This is a genomic window from Bradyrhizobium sp. 31Argb, assembly GCF_043638955.1.
Classification (GTDB): domain Bacteria; phylum Pseudomonadota; class Alphaproteobacteria; order Rhizobiales; family Xanthobacteraceae; genus Bradyrhizobium.
Genome location: NZ_JBEGDB010000056.1, coordinates 19,788 through 35,944, shown reverse-complemented (window position 1 = coordinate 35,944; position 16,157 = coordinate 19,788). Strand labels below are relative to the sequence as shown.

General features: G+C 64.5%; 17 protein-coding genes and 1 tRNA gene. 12 read left to right on the top strand and 6 right to left on the bottom strand.

Going from position 1 to position 16,157, the window contains the following annotated elements; all coding sequences use genetic code 11:
• Positions 1-169: 169 nt before the first annotated feature.
• The gene (locus AAFX91_RS14030) at positions 170-1,861 is read right to left on the bottom strand and encodes an MFS transporter (RefSeq protein WP_394566860.1); all 1,692 of its coding nucleotides are present in this window, start codon (positions 1,859-1,861) and stop codon (positions 170-172) included.
• A gap of 236 nt (positions 1,862-2,097) precedes the next feature.
• Here AAFX91_RS14030 and AAFX91_RS14025 point away from each other — a divergent pair, with 236 nt between their 5' ends.
• The 5 genes from AAFX91_RS14025 (at position 2,098) to AAFX91_RS14005 (ending at position 7,699) form a co-directional block, all read left to right on the top strand.
• Positions 2,098-3,483, top strand: a complete 1,386-nt coding sequence (locus AAFX91_RS14025) for a cytochrome P450 (RefSeq protein WP_130582653.1) — start codon at positions 2,098-2,100, stop codon at positions 3,481-3,483.
• 46 nt (positions 3,484-3,529) lie between these two features.
• Positions 3,530-4,939, top strand: a complete 1,410-nt coding sequence (locus AAFX91_RS14020) for an adenylate/guanylate cyclase domain-containing protein (protein WP_130582652.1) — start codon at positions 3,530-3,532, stop codon at positions 4,937-4,939.
• A gap of 219 nt (positions 4,940-5,158) precedes the next feature.
• Positions 5,159-5,662: a TerB family tellurite resistance protein gene (locus AAFX91_RS14015; RefSeq protein WP_130582651.1), complete on the top strand. Its 504-nt coding sequence runs from the start codon at positions 5,159-5,161 to the stop codon at positions 5,660-5,662.
• A gap of 228 nt (positions 5,663-5,890) precedes the next feature.
• Positions 5,891-6,667 (top strand): SDR family oxidoreductase, encoded by a 777-nt coding sequence (locus AAFX91_RS14010; RefSeq protein ID WP_130582650.1) that lies wholly within the window; start codon positions 5,891-5,893, stop codon positions 6,665-6,667.
• A 228-nt stretch (positions 6,668-6,895) separates the two neighbouring features.
• Positions 6,896-7,699, top strand: coding sequence for a glutamine amidotransferase (locus AAFX91_RS14005; protein ID WP_130582649.1), 804 nt, complete (start codon positions 6,896-6,898; stop codon positions 7,697-7,699).
• 140 nt (positions 7,700-7,839) lie between these two features.
• Here AAFX91_RS14005 and AAFX91_RS14000 read toward each other — a convergent pair.
• Positions 7,840-7,915, bottom strand: a tRNA-Ala gene (locus AAFX91_RS14000).
• 180 nt (positions 7,916-8,095) lie between these two features.
• Here AAFX91_RS14000 and AAFX91_RS13995 point away from each other — a divergent pair.
• Genes AAFX91_RS13995 through AAFX91_RS13985 form a run of 3 tightly spaced genes read left to right on the top strand, consistent with a single transcriptional unit; the run spans position 8,096 to position 9,626 of the window.
• Positions 8,096-8,386, top strand: coding sequence for a YggT family protein (locus AAFX91_RS13995; protein ID WP_028165194.1), 291 nt, complete (start codon positions 8,096-8,098; stop codon positions 8,384-8,386).
• Positions 8,387-8,410: 24 nt separating this feature from the next.
• The gene (locus AAFX91_RS13990) at positions 8,411-8,740 is read left to right on the top strand and encodes a DUF167 domain-containing protein (protein ID WP_130582648.1); all 330 of its coding nucleotides are present in this window, start codon (positions 8,411-8,413) and stop codon (positions 8,738-8,740) included.
• Between the two features lies 1 nt (position 8,741).
• Positions 8,742-9,626, top strand: coding sequence for a bifunctional methylenetetrahydrofolate dehydrogenase/methenyltetrahydrofolate cyclohydrolase (locus AAFX91_RS13985; protein ID WP_130582647.1), 885 nt, complete (start codon positions 8,742-8,744; stop codon positions 9,624-9,626).
• A 124-nt stretch (positions 9,627-9,750) separates the two neighbouring features.
• Here the strand turns inward: AAFX91_RS13985 and AAFX91_RS13980 are convergent, their stop codons facing one another.
• The 4 genes from AAFX91_RS13980 to AAFX91_RS13965 all read right to left on the bottom strand — a co-directional run bounded on the left by AAFX91_RS13980 (position 9,751) and on the right by AAFX91_RS13965 (position 12,861).
• On the bottom strand, positions 9,751-11,232 hold the full coding sequence (locus tag AAFX91_RS13980) for a M20 family peptidase (protein ID WP_130582646.1): 1,482 nt from the start codon (positions 11,230-11,232) through the stop codon (positions 9,751-9,753).
• A 169-nt stretch (positions 11,233-11,401) separates the two neighbouring features.
• Positions 11,402-11,929 carry an inorganic diphosphatase gene (gene ppa, locus AAFX91_RS13975; RefSeq protein ID WP_394566859.1) on the bottom strand — a complete coding sequence of 176 codons (528 nt, stop codon included), beginning with the start codon at positions 11,927-11,929 and terminating at the stop codon, positions 11,402-11,404.
• Between the two features lie 168 nt (positions 11,930-12,097).
• On the bottom strand, positions 12,098-12,607 hold the full coding sequence (locus tag AAFX91_RS13970) for a GNAT family N-acetyltransferase (RefSeq protein ID WP_028165189.1): 510 nt from the start codon (positions 12,605-12,607) through the stop codon (positions 12,098-12,100).
• A gap of 119 nt (positions 12,608-12,726) precedes the next feature.
• The gene (locus AAFX91_RS13965) at positions 12,727-12,861 is read right to left on the bottom strand and encodes a hypothetical protein (protein WP_282531244.1); all 135 of its coding nucleotides are present in this window, start codon (positions 12,859-12,861) and stop codon (positions 12,727-12,729) included.
• 18 nt (positions 12,862-12,879) lie between these two features.
• Here AAFX91_RS13965 and AAFX91_RS13960 point away from each other — a divergent pair, with 18 nt between their 5' ends.
• The 4 genes from AAFX91_RS13960 to AAFX91_RS13945 all read left to right on the top strand — a co-directional run bounded on the left by AAFX91_RS13960 (position 12,880) and on the right by AAFX91_RS13945 (position 16,147).
• Positions 12,880-13,791, top strand: coding sequence for an alpha/beta hydrolase family protein (locus tag AAFX91_RS13960; protein WP_394566858.1), 912 nt, complete (start codon positions 12,880-12,882; stop codon positions 13,789-13,791).
• Positions 13,788-14,255: a DUF2269 domain-containing protein gene (locus tag AAFX91_RS13955; RefSeq protein WP_130583456.1), complete on the top strand. Its 468-nt coding sequence runs from the start codon at positions 13,788-13,790 to the stop codon at positions 14,253-14,255. The genes AAFX91_RS13960 and AAFX91_RS13955 overlap by 4 nt, the downstream gene beginning before the upstream one ends.
• 168 nt (positions 14,256-14,423) lie before the next feature.
• A complete protein-coding gene (locus AAFX91_RS13950; protein ID WP_130583457.1) occupies positions 14,424-15,743 on the top strand; it encodes an SDR family oxidoreductase in 1,320 nt (439 codons plus the stop codon).
• The gene (locus tag AAFX91_RS13945) at positions 15,740-16,147 is read left to right on the top strand and encodes a thiol-disulfide oxidoreductase DCC family protein (RefSeq protein ID WP_394566857.1); all 408 of its coding nucleotides are present in this window, start codon (positions 15,740-15,742) and stop codon (positions 16,145-16,147) included. The genes AAFX91_RS13950 and AAFX91_RS13945 overlap by 4 nt, the downstream gene beginning before the upstream one ends.
• Positions 16,148-16,157: the final 10 nt, after the last annotated feature.

Here is a 16,157-nt window from a genome sequence, read left to right as displayed (position 1 = left end):
GTCGTCGCCATTGCCGCCACTCTGCTCTGGATAAGGTAACTGTCCACACGGCCTAGCTCTTTGTTTGAGCATGATCTTTTTCGGAAAACCGGTCTCCACTTTTCCGGATCATGCTCGAGCGGTCCCGGGTTATGCTGACGCTTCACCCGGGCTACGAGGACCAGGGCAGTCAGGTGCTGCTGCCGGCTGCGGTCGCGACGACGGGCAATACTTCGGTGGCTCCGGGGTCGGGCGTCTCGTCCTTCCAGCGCACCGAGCCGAAAGGACGCTCCAGCATGCGGCGCACCCGTATCGGTTCGGGGCCGAGATGGAAGGCGATCGCCTTCAGATGCAGTTCGCGCTCGGATTGGGTGGCGCGGTTGCGCTGACGCAAGTAGTCGAGCCAGGTCGGGCAGTGATAGCGCTCGGTCCACAATTCGGGATCGGCGATGTCGCGCGCGATCGACCAGCCATAAGCGCCGTTGCGCTGCCGGCTGAGCTGCACCTCCAGCATCACGTTGTGGAAGGCGCGCGCGTTCTCTTGTGCGACGCGGTACTCGATCTCGACCACTAGCGGCCCGCTGCGCGGCGTGAGCAGCATCCGGACCTCGGGATCCGCGAGCATTTCGGTGGCGTCCTCGTTGCGAGCGCCGACCGGCGGCATCCGGAGCCACAGGCCAAGCAGCGGTGACAGCAGCATCAGCCCCGCGGAGACCAGGAGCGCGATCTCGACGCCGGCGACATCGGTAAGGCGGCCCCAGCCCCAGCTTCCGATCGCGATTCCGCCCGCGATTGCAGCCTGGAACGCCGCCAGCGAGCGGCCGGCGACCCAGCGCGGCGCCGAGAGTTGCACGCCGATATTGAACAGCGCGATCGCCATCATCCAGACCGCGCCGGCCAGCACCAGCGCCGCCGCGGTCACCACCGGCAGCTTGCTGATCGCAACCGCGGCGATCGCGCCCGCCATCGAGATCGCGCAGACGCGCACCGCCGCCTCGCCGCTCATCCGCTTGCGCACCTCGCCGATATTGAGGGCGCCGAGCACCGCGCCCATCCCGAAGGCGCCGAGCATGATGCCGTAGGTCTGCGCGCCGCCATGCAACAGGTCGCGCGCCACCAGCGGCATCAGCGCGGAGACCGAGCCGCCGATGATGCCGGTGACCAGCGTGCGCGTCAGCACGATCTTGATCGACGGCGAATGATTGATGTAACGCATGCCCGAGACGATGGCGCGGTTGAGCCGCTCGCGCGGCAGCCGCGACGGCTCGCTGACGCGGTCCCAGAGGAACAGCACGATCAGGAGCGGCAGATAGAACAGGGCGTTGAGCGCAAAGGCGGCCACCGCGCCCGCGGCTGCGACCACGATGCCGCCGATCGCCGGCCCGAAGCTGCGGGCGATGTTGTAGCTGATGCCGTTCAGCGCCACCGCGGCGGGCAGCGTTTCGGGCGGTACCTGTTCGTTGACCGAGGACTGCCAGGCCGGACCGAACAGCGCCATGCCGCTGCCGACGATGAAACAGAGCGCGAGCAGGATATTCGGGGTCACCCGGTCGAGCCACGCCAGCGCGGTCAGAACCGTGGCGCCGGCCAGCGCGATCAGAAGCGACACCATCGCCACGACCCGGCGGTCGTGCATGTCGGCAATGGCGCCGGCCGGCATCGAGATCAGCATGACCGGCAGCATCAGGGCGGTCTGCACCAGCGCCACCTTGTCGGCCGCAGATGTCATCTGCGTCATCGCCCAGGCGGCGCCGACGCCCTGGATCAGGATCCCGAGGTTGGAGAGCAGGCTCGCCAGCCAGATGCGCCGGAACACTGAATGCCGAAGCGGCCCCAAGATGCCGTCGGAGGCAGGGCTCGGGCGTCGCGGCGATGCTGTCATGGTGGTTCCGTGGTCCTCTGTTGGCTGCCTGATTCCGGCAGCCGAGTGATGCCCGTCAAACGCCCGTATTGTCCAGTCGTCATGCTGTCATTTCCATTCCGCAAAAACCCGGCTCGGGAGCGAGGAGCGGGCGGCGAGGTAACAAATGCGCGTGTTCGGCGAACTCTCCCCAAAGACGGCTTCATCACCCCCGGATGGAGAGCGTAGACTGGGTGGATCGAGACTGGAGCAGCACCATGAGCATAGCCGAAGTCTACGACCTGCCGGTTGCGCGGAAGCGGCTGGTGCCGCCCTGTCCCCCGCGCGCGCCGGACGACTTGTCCGCCTTCAGGCGCATGACCCTGATCAGCCGCAGCCCGATCGAAAGCTGGAGCCAGCGCGCCTATGAGGAGGAGATCGTCCGCGGCCGCTTCTTCGGCCGCAGCAGCTTCATCCTCAACACGCCGGATGCGATCAGGCATGTGCTGGTCGACAATTACGAGAATTATACGCGCACGCCGACCGCCTTCCGGGTGTTGCGCCCGATGCTCGGCGAAGGTCTCCTGATCGCCGAAGGCCGCGCCTGGAAACACCAGCGCCGCACGCTCGCGCCGGCCTTCACGCCGCGCGCGATCACGACGCTGGTGCCGCACATGGTCGCCGTGACCGACGAGACCATCGGAAAGCTCAAGGCCGCCAGCCATGGTCCGGTGGACCTTCGCGAGACGATGCAGCGGATGACGCTCGAGATCGCGGGCCGCACCATGTTTTCGTTCGGCATGGACCGCCATGGCGGCACCTTGCGCGATTTCGTCATGGAGTATGGCGAGCGGCTGGCGCGGCCACGCTTCCTCGATATGCTGCTGCCATTGAGCTGGCCGAGCCCGCAGGATTTTGCGCGCGCCCGCTTTCGCAAGCGCTGGACCGGCTTTGTCGCCATGCTGATGGCGGAGCGCCGCGCCGCCGGCAAGACAAGCGATGCGCCGCCGTGCGATCTGTTCGACCTCATGGTTGCGGCGCGCGACCCCGAGACCGGGCAGGCCTTCACCGACGCGCAGCTCGGCGACGAGATCGCGACCATGATCCTTGCCGGCCATGAGACGACGGCAACTGCGCTGTTCTGGGCGCTCTATCTGCTTTCGCTCGATCCGGCGACGCAGGAGGATCTCGCCGCCGAGGTGAAGGCGGTCGCCGCAGGCGGTGGGCTCGAGATCGAGCGGCTGAAGTTCACCCGCGCCGTCATCGAGGAGACCATGCGGCTCTATCCGCCGGCCTTCCTGATCGCGCGCGCCGCGGCGGGGGCGGATACGATCGCCGACATGCCCGTGAAAAAGCACGACGTGGTGCTAATCGCGCCGTGGCTGCTGCACCGGCATGAGAAGCTCTGGCACGATCCGGCGGCGTTCGTGCCGTCGCGCTTCATGGCCGGCACGCCGCCCGATCGCTTTGCCTATCTGCCGTTCGGCGTCGGTGCACGGGTCTGCATCGGCGCGCATTTCGCAATGGTCGAGGCGACGCTGGCGCTGGCGAAACTGATCGGCGCGTTCCGTGTCTCGCTGGTCGACCGGCAGCCGGTGATGCCGGTCGGGGTCGTGACGACCCAGCCCGACCGCTCGCCGATGTTTACGATCAAGCCGAGATAATCAGACCTTGCGTTCCGGCGCGGGTCATCTCATCTAAGGTTCCGCCATGAGCGATACGCAGGCCCAGTTCGCAGTGTTGAAACAAACGGCCGATCCGGCCGTCGTTGACGAAATCGCGCGGCTGATTGCCGATGGCCATGACCGCGATCTCAACCGCATCAACCTATTGGACTTCGCCGGGCGTACCGGGCTCGACGAGGAAAAGGTCATTTCCGGTTTCCTCCACTCGTCACGGCTCGGCCTGTTCGACATGAGCTGGAACGTGCTGTGTCCTGGCTGCGGCGGGGTGCTCGATGCGCACTCGACGCTGAAATCGCTGCGTCACGACGATTATAATTGCGCGCTCTGCGCCGCCGGCTACGAGGCTTCGGTCGACGAAATGGTCGAGGTCGCCTTCACCGTCAGCCCACGAGTCCGCCGCATCGGCGCGCATGATCCCAACACGCTGCCGATCTGGGAATATGTGCGGCAGATGTTCTGGAGTTCGGGTGTCGACATCAACGACGAATCGTTTTCGCGCCTGATCAACGAAGCGACGCTCGAGGCGCTCGAACTGCCGGCCGGCGAGAAGGCGATCCTGTCGCTGAACTTGCCCAACCAGTACGTCATCGTGTTCGAGCCGGTGACGCATTCGGCCCACTTCATTGACATTCAGGGCGAGCCGACCACCGATCGCCAGCAGCTTTCAATCGTCTACAACAAGCTGAAGGCACCGACAGGCACGACGGTGCTGCGACCAGGGCCATTGCGACTTTCGCTGGAAAATCAGGCCGGCGTCCGCGTGCTGCCATCGGTCTGGATTGCCGGCGACGCGCTGCACAAGATGCTGGGCAGGCGCAAGCCGATCCTCACTGCGAAGCGGATGCTGAGCAACCAGACCTTCCGTGACGTCTTCAAGGCTGACAATCTCAACGTCGACCAGCGATTGAAGATCACCTCGCTGACTTTTTTGTTCACGGATCTCAAGGGCTCGACCGCGCTTTATGAGCGGGTCGGCGACCTCGCCGCTTTCGATCTCGTGCGTGCGCATTTCCATGCGCTGCTCGATATCATCGCTTCCGAGCACGGCGCGGTGGTGAAGACCATTGGCGATGCCGTGATGGCGACCTTCATCAAGCCTGAACATGCGCTCGCCGCCGGCCTGCGCATGCGCGCGGCGATGAAGCGGCTCAACGACGAGCGCGGCAAGGAGGACCTGATCGTCAAGATCGGAATTCACGAAGGCCCGTGCCTCGCAGTGATGCTCAACGAGCGCCAGGATTATTTCGGCCAGACCGTCAACATCGCCGCACGTGTGCAGAGCCTGTCGACTCAGCAGGAAATTCATATCACTGCGCCGGTGATCGATTCGCCGGAAGTGCTCTCCATTCTGAAGAACGCGGAGATCCGGCCGATCCAGAAGGAAGCGGCGCTACGCGGGATCGCTGACAAGATGGTCGTGTACGAGATACCCTGAGCGGCCGACTTCAACCGTCATTGCGAGCAAAGCGAAGCAATCCATGCCTCCGCAAGTGGTGAGATGGATTGCTTCGCTCCGCTCGCAATGACGGCGAACTTGGCCTTACCGGCGCCCAGATTGCCTAAACGTAATGCAGGCCGCAGAACGGGCGCGATTGCGCGGGTCAGGTTTCCACGCCATATAGGTCCAATCCACTGTCAATCGATAGAGGCGTTGATGCTTGACGGACTTCGCCAATTCATTGCCGATATTGTGTCGCCCGATGCACAAGCGGATCGGGCGTTTGATGACAATGATTATCGTCTTGCCGCCACTGCGCTGCTCGTCCACGTCGTCTCGATCGACGGCGAGCCGAGCGCGAACGAGAAGCGCAAACTGCACAGCCTGATCGAAAGCCGCTTTGGACTCGATCGCGGCACCGCGGACAAATTGATCGCTTCCGCAACGCGGATCGAAGGCGAGGCGGTCGATCTCTATCATTTCACGAGCGTCATCATGCGGCAGGTCAACGAAGAGGGCCGCCTGCGCATCGTCGAGATGATGTGGGAACTGGTTTATGCCGACGGCCAGGTCAGCGAGTTCGAGGACAACGTGGTGTGGCGCGCGGCGGATCTCCTGGGTGTTTCCTCGCGCGATCGCATCGATCTGAAGCGCCGCGTAGCCGAAAAGCAAGCGAGCGTGCCCCGAGGTCCCTGGGGCGTTGCCGACGCGGCAATCTGACACGGCGTTCGCGGGCTGTTCGCTTCAGCGTGCAGATGACGAAACTTTAATGTGCATCGCGCAAACCGGCCGGTTGCGCGATAAGCCCCAAAAATGATGCATTCCGATCGCGAACGCGGCCGGCGCTGCATGCGGATATGCCCGCGGGTGGCTTGCGCCCGACCACAAGCCTATGCTCTCGTCCGGCCGTTCGTAACGGGCCCTGTGATTCATTAAGAGCATTCGATCGTGACCGAGTGTGTGACGCTGATTACCGGTGCATCGGCGGGTATAGGCGCCGAGCTGGCGCGAGTTTTCGCATCCAACGGTCATCGTGTGGCGTTGGTGGCGCGCCGCACCGATCGCCTCACGGCGCTCGCCAGTGAAATCGCCGCCAAGGGCGGCGCGGCGGCGATCGTGATTCCCTGCGACCTCGAGCAGTCAGATGCCGGCGACAAGATCGCCACCGCGCTGGCCGAGGCCGGCGTCGAGGTCGAATATGTCGTCAACAATGCTGGCTTCGGCGTGTTCGGCTACGCGAACAAGCGCGACCGGGCCGACCAGCTCAACATCATCAACGTCAACATCCGCGCGCTGACCGATCTGTCGCTGCGATTTGCCGATTCGCTGATCCGCCATCGCGGCGGCATCCTCAATGTCGGTTCGATCGCGGGCTTCCTGCCGGGGCCGGGCATGGCGGTCTATTACGCTTCCAAGGCCTATGTGCTGTCGTTCACGGAGGCGCTACGCAAGGAGCTCGAGCCGCACGGCGTCCGTGTCACCCTGGTCTGTCCGGGGCCGGTGCCGACGGAATTCCAGGCCCGCGCCGGGTTCGCGCCGGGATTTGACTCCGCGATCCTCAACGTCTCGGCGGCGGAGGTCGCGCGACAGGCCTATGGCGGCTTGATGGCGAACAAGCGCGCGGTGCTTCCCGGCCTCATCAAGTTCGTGCCGCTCCTGCTCCGATTTTTCCCACGCTCCTTCATCCTGACGGCAGTCGGCGGTTTCCAGTTGCGCCGGCGCTGACGCAGATCGAGGGCGCCAGATTCTTGTTTGGACGCGTTTTCTTCGCAGATAAGTCTACGCAATCTGCGTAAACTTGATTGCTATGCGAACCGGTGTCCACTTCGCTCGAAAACGCTCCAATCTGGCCCGCGATTTGCTTTCAAATTTTCGATGAGTTGGCGTGAACTCACCCGAAATTAAGAATCGCTTAGGTATGCTGCCAGCTTTGCTGCATGCCGCTTGAGGTCGATGTCGTCACGGTCTGAAAAAGCCAATGTCGTGCTGCCTTTCCCCGGTGGAAGGCGCGCGGCCGTCACCCCAACCGGACCTGCCTCCCTGCTGCCGGTCCTGATCGTCCTGCACCAGGAGGCTTCCAAGCCCGGCCGCGTCGGCAACGCCTTGTGCGCGCTCGGCCATCCCCTGGATATCCGCCGCCCGCGGTTTGGCGATGCGCTTCCCGAGACGCTTGACGAGCACGCGGGCGCCATCATCTTCGGCGGCCCGATGAGCGCCAATGATGGCGACGATTTTGTGCGGCGGGAGATCGACTGGATCGAGATTCCGCTGCGCGAGCAACGGCCGTTTCTCGGCATCTGCTTGGGGGCCCAGATGCTCGCCAAGCAGCTCGGCGCGAGCGTCGCGCCGCATCCGGAAGGCCGCGCCGAGATCGGCTATTATCCGATCCGCCCGACCGAAGCAGGCCGCGCGCTTTGCCCCTATTGGCCGCAGCAGGTCTACCACTGGCACCGCGAGGGATTCGAACTGCCTGACGGCGCCGAGCTTCTCGCCGAGGGCGGCGACTTTCCGGTGCAGGCGTTCAGGTACGGACACGCCTTCGGCTTCCAGTTCCATCCTGACGTCACCTACGCGATGATGCATTGCTGGACCACGCGCGGCGGCGACCGCCTGGATTCGCCCGGCGCGCGCCCACGCCATCAGCATTTTGCCGACCGCGCCGTCTATGACGCGGTCGAGCGGGCGTGGCTGAAGCATTTCATGAATGACTGGCTTGCGCGCGTGCCGATGGAGGTGATGTCGGAGGCGGCGGAGTAGGGGGTGCGCGAACGGCGCCGGCTGGCAGGTTAGTTCGTGGACAAAAAAGCCCGTCTTCGCCCGTTGGGCTTCGCCGGACACCACGCTTCGCCCCTCGGGCTCTGCGCGGCTGCGCCACGCGTAGCCCGAAGGGCGAAGCGTGGTGGAGCCAGGCGGGATCGAACCGCCGACCTCATCATTGCGAACGATGCGCTCTCCCAGCTGAGCTATGGCCCCGTCCAGACCGGTCCGTGCTGAGCAATGCGGCCGGCAATCGGCGCCATTTACCGTCCGGCCCAAGCCCAAGTCAAGAACAGTAAACGCCCGGTTTTTGGCCACCTTGGTCCGGAAGTTCCCTTGTTTGTACAGGGGCGAACCGATATTTAGCTCACTGTCCCACCCGCGAGCCCCCACCACATGCGCGCCATTCTCGACATCGTCATCATTGTCCTTGACCTCTATGTCTGGCTCCTGATCGCCGCTGCCATCCTGTCGTGGCTGGTCGCGTTCAATGTCGTGAACACGCGTAACCAGTTCGTATCCGCGGTGGCCGAGTTCCTGTACCGGATCACGGAACCGGTGCTGGCGCCGATCCGGAAGATCATGCCGAATCTGGGCGGGCTCGATATCTCGCCGATCATCGTGATCCTGCTCATCATGTTCATCGAGCGGGTGATCATGTACTACGTCTATCCCAACGTGATCTGAGCGCCTTCGGCCGGTGAGCGACCCTTGGCACAGCTCCCTTGGCGCTATTCCACCGATGGCATCAGCGTCGCACTGCGCGTGACGCCTCGCGGCGGCCGCGACGACATCGATGGCATCGAGACGCTGTCCGACGGCCGCAGCGTGGTGAAGGTCCGGGTCCGCGCCATTGCCGACGGCGGCGAGGCCAATCGGGCGGTGACGGAACTGCTCGCCAAGGCGCTGGCCGTGCCCAAGGGACGGGTGAAGATCCTCTCGGGCGCCACGTCGCGGCTCAAACAGGTGGCGATCGAGGGCGATCCGCGACAGCTCGGCGAGACCTTGCGTCAACTGACCGCATTCAACGCGAAGGACTGAGATGACGGCTCACATCATCGACGGAAAAGCCATTGCAGCCGACCTCCGCGCACGCGTCGCGGAAGAGGTTGCCCGCGTCAAGCGCGAGCAGGGGCTGGTGCCGGGGCTGGCGGTGGTCCTGGTCGGCAATGATCCCGCGAGCGAGGTCTATGTCCGCAGCAAGCACACGCAGACGCAGGCTGCCGGCATGGCTTCGTTCGAGCACAAGCTGCCGGCCGACGTCGCGCAGGCCGATCTGCTCGCGCTGATCGGCAAGCTCAACCGCGACCCGGCGGTGCACGGCATCCTGGTGCAACTGCCGCTGCCGAAATCGATTCACACCGAAACCATCATCAATGCCATCGATCCGGCCAAGGACGTCGATGGCCTGCATCCGAACAATGCCGGGCGGCTCGCCGGCGGCTTTGCCGCGCTGTCGCCCTGCACGCCGCTCGGCTGCATCATCCTGACCAAGAGCGTGCATGCCTCGCTCGAAGGCATGAATGCGCTCGTGATCGGGCGCTCCAATCTGGTCGGGCGTCCGCTGGTGCAGTTGCTCCTGAACGAGAATGCGACGGTGACGATCGCGCATTCGCGCTCGCGCGACCTGCCGAAGCTCGCTGCCGGCGCCGACCTGCTCTATGCGGCGGTCGGCAGGCCCGAGATGGTGCGCGGCGACTGGATCAAGCCGGGCGCGACCGTGATCGATGTCGGCATCAACCGCATTCCGGTAGAGGGCGGCAAGCCGCGGCTGGTCGGCGACGTCGCCTATCAGGAGGCGCTCAAGGTCGCCGGCGCGATCACGCCGGTGCCGGGCGGTGTCGGGCAGATGACGGTGGCGTGCCTTTTGGTGAACACGCTCCGCGCCGCTTGCGCCATCGCCAAACTGCCGGCGCCGGGGGTTTAGGCAAACGCCGTCATTCCGGGGCGTCCGAAGGACGAGCCCGGAATCCATTTCTCCTCCGGCGCATGCGGCTCGATGGATTCCGGGCTCGATGCTTCGCATCGCCCCGGAATGACGGCTGGGATGCTTATCCCGCGCTGTTCTCGATGAATCGCTGATAGAACCGGATCATGTCGGCATAGCCCTCGATGCTGAGGCGTTCGTTGGTGCCGTGGAAGCGCTTCAGGTCCTCGCTGTTGGCGCGTACCGGGGAGAAGCGGAAGATGTTGTCGGTGATCCCGGCATAGTGCCGCGAATCGGTCGCGGCGATCATCAGGCCGGGCGCGACGATGACGTCAGGATAAATCTCGCGGATGGTGCGGTTGAGCGTCTGGTAGGACGCGCCGGCCGTGCCGGTCACCGGCGGCGGATCGGTGTTGCCGGGGAACGGCTTGATCGAGATGCGATCGTTGCCGATGGTGGAACGGACATGATCGGTCACGCTCGCCTGGGTGTCGCCGGGAAGCAGGCGGAAATTGACGGTCGCCTCGGCGCGGCCGGGCAGCACATTGTCCTTGTCGCCGGCATTGAAGATGGTGAGCGCGGTAGTGGTGCGGACCATCGCTTCCGTCGGTCCGGTCTTCGCGAATTCGCGCAGGAGCAGCGGCTTGAACAGCCAGAGATTCGACAGGATCACGCGGTTGACGCCGTTCATCTCGGGCGCCAGCGTGTCGAACATCTCCGACACCGTGGCGCGGATCTGCATCGGCAGGCGGTGATCCTCGAGCCTTGTGAGCGCCGCGCTCATCATGCCGATCGCGGTCTCGCGCGGCGGCATCGAGGAGTGGCCGGGCGTCGCCTGCGCCGACAGCACCAGCGTGGCATAGCCTTTTTCCGCGACGCCGATCAGGGCAGCCGGCTTGGCAAGCCCTTTCATAATGCCGTCGGTGATGAGCAGGCCCTCGTCGAGCACGAAGTCGAGCTTGATCCCGCGCAAGGCGAGCGTCGCGGCGATCGCCTTGGCGCCGCGCGTGCCCGCGACCTCCTCATCATGGCCAAAGGCGAAATAGATCGTCCGCTTCGGCTGAAAGCCGGCGTTTGCGAGCGCCTCCGCAGCCTCCAGCATCGAATAGAGGTTGCCCTTGTCGTCCCAGGAGCCGCGGCCCCAGATGAAGCCGTCGGCGATCACGCCGTCATAAGGCGGCTGCTGCCAGTCCTTGTCGGTGCCGGGAGCGACCGGCACCACGTCCTGATGCGCGAGCAGGGCGATCGGCTGTGCCCGCGGATCGCTGCCTTCCCAGGTGTAGAGCAGGCTCAGACCGGCGATGACCTCGCGCTTGGCGGCGGCATGAAACGCCGGGAAGCTTTTCTCGATATGCGCCTGCATGCCGCGCAGCGCCTGGGCATGCTGTTCGGGCTTTTCGAAGCTCGAGATGGTCTTGAAGCGGATCGCCTCGGCCAGCCGGGTGGCGGCGGCTTCCGCATCAATGGCTTCGCGCGGGATGGCAGCGACCTGGAGCTGCCGCGAGCCGCGACTGAACACATTGAAGGCGAGCACACCGGCAAGGACGAGAGCCGCTGCAACCAGGAGCAGCAGGGCCTTGCCGATGATCTTGATGAGCCGGCGCAATCCGTTCCCCCTCGACACTCCCATGCCCCGGAGGCGCCGCACTGCGCGTACGGGACGCGGCTAGAGCATATCCGGTCCTGATTGAATCAGAATCGAAGCTCTAGATTGTCGTTTTTTGACGCGTTTTCTTCACGCGAACCGGTATCCACTTCGCTCGAAAACGCTCTAGCTATTTCTTCGCGCGCGCGATCCCTTCGGTGATCAGCCTGCGCGCTTCATCGGCATCGCCCCAGCGCAGCAGCTTCACCCATTTGCCTTTCTCGAGATCCTTGTAGTGCTCGAAGAAATGCTGGATCTGGTCCAGCGTGATCTGGGGAAGGTCGCTGTAGTTCTTCACCTTGTCGTAGCGCTGGGTGAGCTTCGACGAGGGCACCGCGAGGATCTTCTCGTCACCGCCGGCCTCGTCCTCCATCAGCAGCACGCCGACCGGCCGCACGCTCATCACCGCGCCCGGTACGATGGCGCGGGTGTTGACGATCAGGACGTCGCAGGGGTCGCCGTCGTCGGACAGCGTGTGTGGGATGAAGCCGTAATTGCCGGGATAGCGCATCGGCGTATAGAGGAAGCGGTCGACCACCAGCGTGCCGGCTTTCTTGTCCATTTCATACTTGATCGGCTCGCCGCCGACCGGCACTTCGATGATGACGTTGACGTCATGCGGCGGATTCACTCCGATCGATACCGCATCAATACGCATAGAGAACTCCGTGATTGCCAGCACAGGTGCGCCGGGCAGGACCAGTGATTGCTGCTGTCATACGCGGGCAGGGCCCGCCCATCCATCTAACTTTCGAGGAAAAATGATGGATTTTTGGGCCATTGGTTGACGCGCACCCGTGGCGCCGTCCCGGAGACGCTCCCAGCCTCAGTTGGTCCAGGCAAAAGCGACCTTGTCGAGCGATTTCGGCCCGAACCTTTCGGAGGAGCGCGCCACCATGCGGCCGCCAAGTGCGCGATAAAACTCCGTGGCCGGATCGTTGTCGGACAGTGCCCAGACCACCATGCTCTTCAGCCCGCTCTGCGCGAGGTCGCGGCGGGCGGCGTTGAACAGGCGGCGGCCGAAGCCGAGGCCCTGGAATTCCGGCCGCAGATAGAGTTCGTAGATCTCGCCTTCGAAGTGCAGGCTGCGGGCGCGGTTACGACCGTAATTGGCGTAGCCTGCGATCTTGTCGCCGAACACCAGAACGCTGACGCGGCTGCCCTTGCGGATCGCACTGTCCCACCAGTGCGGACCGCGCCGGTTGATCAGCTTTTCCAATTCGGCGCCGGGGATGATGCCCTGATAGGCTGAACGCCAGGCTTCGTCATGCGTAGCCGCCACCGCGGCTGCATCCGCAACCTTGGCCGGCCGGACCTCTATCAGGGTTGTGCTCATGGTCTAATCAAAGCAAGTCGGCGCGCCGCCTTCAAGCTCTATCGTTAATTATCGGTTAACCTGTGGATTTTCTGCATCAGTTTTCGAATGACTTGTACCGAAAGAGGACAGTGCGAGCTTCAATCGGCCAGTTCGTGATGCGGGGGCAGGCTGGCGTCACGCTGATGACATATGGTCAGCAAGCGTGTCGTGAAAAACTGCGCCCGGGATTGATTCGCGAGATCGTCTTTCGGCGAATCCTGTTTGCCCAGCATGGTCGCGTCAGGCCAAGGATGCATTCACTTAAAGTGATTTTCGCGCTGCTTGTTGCCGCGGCGCTCGGCTCCGGGGCAGCTCCGGCGCAACCCGTCTTGGGGGCGCAAGGCGAGGAGGGTGAGCCGAACCGGCGGCAGCAGTGGCTGGTGCCGTCGCCCGATCCCGCGCGGCCGGCGCGCGCCCTGCTGTTTCGCCCGCCGGGCGCAGGGCCGTTTCCGCTGGCGTTGGGCGCGCATGCCACGACGCAGAACGTGTTGCGTCGGGCACAGATGCCGCAGCCCGAATACCGCGCGCTGGCCGGCTTTCTGGTCGCACGCGGTTTTGCCGTGCTGGTGCCGGAGCGGATAGGCCATGGCGCCACAGGCGGAACATACCTGGAAGACCAGGGCGGCTGCGACGAGGCGGATTATTCACGCGCGGCTCGGGCTACCGCCGGGCAGATCAGGCTCGCACTCGATTACCTCAGCGACCAGTCCTTCATCCTGAAGGATCACGCCGTCGTCATCAGCCATTCCGCCGGTGGCTGGGGGGCGCTGGCGCTTGCCGCCGAGAGCCCCAATGGCGGCTCTAAGAGCATCTTGGCGATCATCGCCTTCGCGCCGGGGCGCGGCGGCCGCGTCAATGATTTTCCGAACCAGGTTTGCGCGCCGCATACCCTGCTCGCTTCCGCGGCCGAGTTCGGCCGAGGCGCGAAAGTGCCGGTGACATGGCTCGTTGCCGCCAATGACAGTTATTTTTCGCCGGCGCTGTCGCGCCAGCTTGCCGATGCGTTTCGCGAGGCCGGTGGGCGGGTGGATTTTCACGTCCTGCCGGCCTATGGCGGCGAGGGCCATTGGCTGCCCGAAAGCGAGAATGGCGTTAAGCTCGCCACGGCAGAACTCGACCGCGCGCTGAGAGCGCGGCCTGCCGCTGCGGTCAGGAAGCGATGACGCTCTATTTCCTCGTCAAATATCTGCATGTGCTCGGCGCCATCGTCATCCTCGGCACCGGCACGGGCATCGCCTTCTTCATGCTGATGGCGCATCGCAGTGGCCATGCCGATTTCATCGCGCGCACGGCGACGACGGTGGTGATCGCCGATGCGGTATTCACGCTGACGGCGGTATTGTTGCAGCCGGTGACCGGCGGGCTGTTGATGCAGATGTCATCGACTTCGCTTACCGAGGGCTGGCTGCTTGCCTCGCTCGGGCTCTATGTCGTCGCAGGAGCCTTCTGGGTGCCCGTGATCTTCATGCAGATCGAGATGCGCGATCTCGCGAGGCTGGCGGCGGAGAAAAGCGAGAGGCTGCCGCCGCGCTATTTCGCCCTGTTCGGCCGCTGGTTTCTGTTCGGCATTCCCGGCTTCGGCTCGGTGATGCTGATTCTCTGGCTGATGATTGCAAGACCGTTTTAGCCGCGTAGCCCGGGCGGAGCCAACGGGTCGCGCGAACGCGCGCCCGATGACAGGCTCCGCGCAACCCGGGACCTGCGCATCAACGTTTGCGAGTGCTCCCGGGTTACGCTGGCGCTTCACCCGGGCTACGGTGGCGGCGGATGATCGCAAGACCGTTTTAGGGGCAGGATGAGTGATCGCAGGATACTTGTGCTCGGTGCATCCGGGCTGATCGGCCGCTTCGTCACCGATGATTTGCGCATCCGAGGTTTCCAGACGATCGGGATCGCGCGCCGCTTTGCACCCTCGCAGAGGGGCAGCTCCCTCGACCTGGAATTGCCGGTCATGACGCTGGATGCGGCGGCGCTGGCGCGATTGTTGCGGGAGCGCGAGGTCGATGTCGTCGTCAATTGCCTCGGCGTGCTGCAGGACGGCCCGGGCAGCGATACCGGCGCGGTGCACAGAGATTTCGTCGCACGGCTGTTGGCTGGGATCCGTGACAGCGGACGGGCGATACGGCTGGTCCACATCTCGATTCCCGGCGTGGCCAAGGACGACCACACCGCGTTCAGCGTGACCAAGCGCGAGGCCGAGGGGTTGATCGCGGACTCGGGTATTCCTTACGCGATCCTGCGGCCGGGCTTCGTGGTGGCGCCGGCGGCCTATGGCGGCAGCGCGATGTTGCGCGCGCTGGCGGCGCTGCCGGTCGATCTGCCACAGAAGGATGCGGCGACACCGTTTCAGCCGATCGCGGTGGAGGATATCGCCGCGACCATCGCCTGGCTTGCCGAGCGCGATATCGCCGATCCCGCGGCGAGCGCCGTCACATGGGACCTGATGCAGCCGCAGCCGGTCACGCTCGGCGGCGTGATCAAGCAGTTCCGCTTTTCCTTTGGCACCGCCGACACGCCGCGCCTGACGCCACCCGCGTTCATGATCGATCTCGGTGCGAAGCTCGGCGATCTCGTGAACCGGCTCGGCTGGATGCCGCCCCTCCGCTCCACGGCGATCGCCGAACTGCGTCGCGGCGTCACCGGTGATCCCAGCGCTTGGATGGCGGCGACGGGTATCGTGCCAAGGACACTGGCGGAGGTGGTCGGCCAGCGCTCGGCGACCATCCAGGACAAATGGTTCGCGCGGCTGTTCCTGATCAAGGCGCTGGTGATCGCGAGCCTGGTGCTGTTCTGGGTCGCCTCGGGCTTCATCGCGCTGTTCGTCTCCTACGATGCTGCGGCCGGGATCCTGAGCGCGCGCAACTTTCCGCCGGCGCTGGTTGGGCCGTTCACGGTGCTGACCAGCCTGATGGATATTAGCATCGGCGTCCTGATCGCTTTCCGTCGCACCGCCGCCTTCGGTCTGATCGCGGGCATCGTGGCCTCGCTCGGCTATATGATCGGCACCGCGATCCTGACGCCCGATCTCTGGATCGAGCCGCTCGGCGCACTCGTGAAGACGGGACCCGCGATCGTGCTGATGCTGGTGGCGTTGCTAACACTGGATAACCGATGATGCAGTGGCCCGACGATGACGTGATCCTCTATGACGGCGTCTGCATCTTCTGCTCGCGCTGGGTTCGTTTCGTCATCGCCCGCGACTCTGATCGCCGCTTTCGCTTCACGCCGGTCCAATCGGACTATGGCACGCGGCTGGCGCGAACGTTCGGCATCGATCCCACCGACCCTGATACCAACGCGGTCGTGCATGGCGGCATCGCGTACTTCAAATCCGACGCCGCGCTGACGGTGCTGAGCCACCTGCCGGGCTGGCACTGGACGACAGCGCTGTTCGCGGTGCCAAAGCCGCTGCGCGACGCCGTCTACAATCTCATCGCCCGCAACCGCTACCGCATCTTCGGCAAATACGACACCTGCTTTGTGCCGGATGCGGAGACGCGGGCGCGGGTATTGGAATGATGCTCTCTCC